The 2,271-nt window shown below is 57.2% G+C and carries 2 protein-coding genes and 1 tRNA gene; 2 read left to right on the forward strand and 1 reads right to left on the reverse strand.

Annotation, left to right across the window (positions count from 1 at the left end; translation table 11 throughout):
• The coding region (locus tag AC1DH9_RS27650; protein ID WP_477809187.1) for an NAD(P)/FAD-dependent oxidoreductase at positions 1 to 971 on the reverse strand (971 nt) is incomplete at its 3' end.
• Between the two features lie 184 nt (positions 972 to 1,155).
• On the opposite strand from AC1DH9_RS27650, the gene AC1DH9_RS27655 reads away from it, so the two are divergent.
• Together AC1DH9_RS27655 and AC1DH9_RS27660 are read left to right on the forward strand one after the other, a co-directional pair.
• A tRNA-Val gene (locus AC1DH9_RS27655) sits at positions 1,156 to 1,232 on the forward strand.
• A gap of 237 nt (positions 1,233 to 1,469) precedes the next feature.
• Positions 1,470 to 2,192, forward strand: coding sequence for a metallophosphoesterase (locus AC1DH9_RS27660; protein ID WP_427546062.1), 723 nt, complete (start codon positions 1,470 to 1,472; stop codon positions 2,190 to 2,192).
• Positions 2,193 to 2,271 lie beyond the last annotated feature (79 nt).

Below are 2,271 nucleotides of genomic sequence, written 5' to 3' on the forward strand. Positions count from 1 at the left end.
GCCTTGAGCATCTTCGGTCGAATGATCGCTTCGATGTTCGCCGGATCCCGGGCGCCGTACACCACGCCGCCACCGAAGATCAGGCGCTTGTCGCCAGAAAGGCGATAGTAGTCAAGCAAGTAGTTGCAGTCCTCGACGCAGTAGTCCTGTGGCAACAGGTTCTTCGCCAACTCATCGCCCAAGGGTTCGGTGGTGATCACCTGGGTGCCGCACGGCATTGATTTGGCAGCCAGCTCTGGAACCAGATTGCCCAGGTAGGCGTTGCCGGCGACGATGATGAATTTGGCCCTGACCTTGCCTTGAGGTGTATGCACCACCGGATTGGCGCCACGCTCGATGCGTACGGCTGGTGACTGCTCGTAAATGGTCCCACCCAGCGACTCGACGGCCGCGGCTTCACCCAGGGCCAGGTTGAGCGGGTGGATGTGGCCACCACTCATGTCGAGCATGCCGCCCACGTATTGGTCGCAGGCGACGACCTCGCGAATGCGGCGCTTGTCCAGGAGTTCCAGCTGAGTGTGGCCGTAGCGCTCCCACAGGCGCTTCTGCGATTCCAGATGACCCATTTGCTTGCTGGTGATAGCTGCAAACACGCCGCCGTCTTTCAGGTCGCACTGGATCTGGTATCTGGCCACGCGGTCGCGAATGATCTTGCCGCCTTCGAACGCCATCTGCCCGAGCATTTGCGCTTGCTTGGGGCCGACGCTGCGTTCGATCACATCGATATCGCGGCTGTAGCTGTTAACGATCTGGCCACCGTTGCGACCCGAGGCGCCGAAACCGACTTTGGCTGCCTCCAGGACGGTTACTCGAAACCCGCTCTCCAGCAGAAACAGTGCGCTGGACAGGCCGGTATAGCCCGCACCGATGATGCAGACATCGGTCTCTACGTCATCCTGCAGCAATGGGCGCGACGGGGCAGCGTTGGCCGACGCGGCGTAATAGGATTCGGGATAAGGGATGTTCGCCATCCTGTAGCCTCTGTTTAATATATTTTACGAGTGCGCCGATCCTACCTGAGTTGAAAATCGACTGCCAGCTACCCCGAAAATCTTCTTTGCCGGACCAAAATTAAATATTTTGCATATTCATAGGGTTAGGTGAAAAAAAGGTGTTGACACCCCTCCGGAATTCCGTAGAATGCCGCCTCACAGCAGGCACGTAGCTCAGTTGGTTAGAGCACCACCTTGACATGGTGGGGGTCGTTGGTTCGAGTCCAATCGCGCCTACCAAACAAAATCCGCTCTGCTGGGCGGTCTAGAAGGGCTCACCGAAAGGTGGGCCCTTTTTTGTTGCCTGCGATTTTTCAAAACTTTTGCAACCCCCCCCACTGCGATACACCATCAGGTCAGCATTTGCCTTCGCAAATGCCTGAGTTCGAAGCGCTCAAGGGGGGTAGCATAAGAGTCGCAAGTGAGGCGAATACACTGGATTGAAAAGAGCCTCAAGATGATACCGGGGGTGGCAGCATGACCCAGGTTCAGCGTTTCACAATCAACACCGCGGGCCGCGACTTTGCCGTGGGTGATATTCACGGCCATTTCACCAGGCTTCAGGCAGCACTTGATGCTGTCGACTTCAACCCCGCAACCGATCGTCTGTTCAGTGTTGGCGACATGGTCGACCGTGGCCCTGAATCTACCGAGGTTGATGTGTGGCTGGCCAAACCGTGGTTCTTTGCCGTGCAGGGCAATCATGAGCAAATGGCGGTCGATGGCCATCGGCTCAGCCATAAAGGCCAGGCCAGTTACCTGCACATAATCAACGGTGGTACCTGGCTGTACGGTCTGTCCAGCGCTGAGCAGACCTTCTATGTCGATCTGTTCGCCGAACTGCCCATTGTTATTGAAGTAATGACGCCCATGGGGCCGGTGGGAATCGTGCATGCCGATTGCCCGTTCGATGATTGGGCGCAAATGCTCGGCGCCCTTGAGCGGGAGCAAGGCTCGACGCGGTGTAGTGTTCAAACAATCTGCCAGTGGTCGCGTACGCGCATTACCACCGAAAACAACACGGGCGTCACTGGCATCAGGGCGGTGATCGTCGGCCACACGGTGGTCCTTCAGCCGACCGTGCTGGGCAACGTCTACCATATCGACACTGGCGGCTGGATGGGCGGCTATTTCACGCTGATTGATCTGGCTACTCTCAAGTGTGTGCCGACGGTCAATCCAGAAGTGCGCGGCCGGTGAGAGCGTTACGGGGTTGAGGAGGTTGTGTACTCCAGATACAGTCTTTCGAGAGCCTCTTGGTACTTGTCTCCTGTTAAAG

The sequence above is a fragment of the Pseudomonas sp. 05T35 genome (assembly GCF_056396605.1).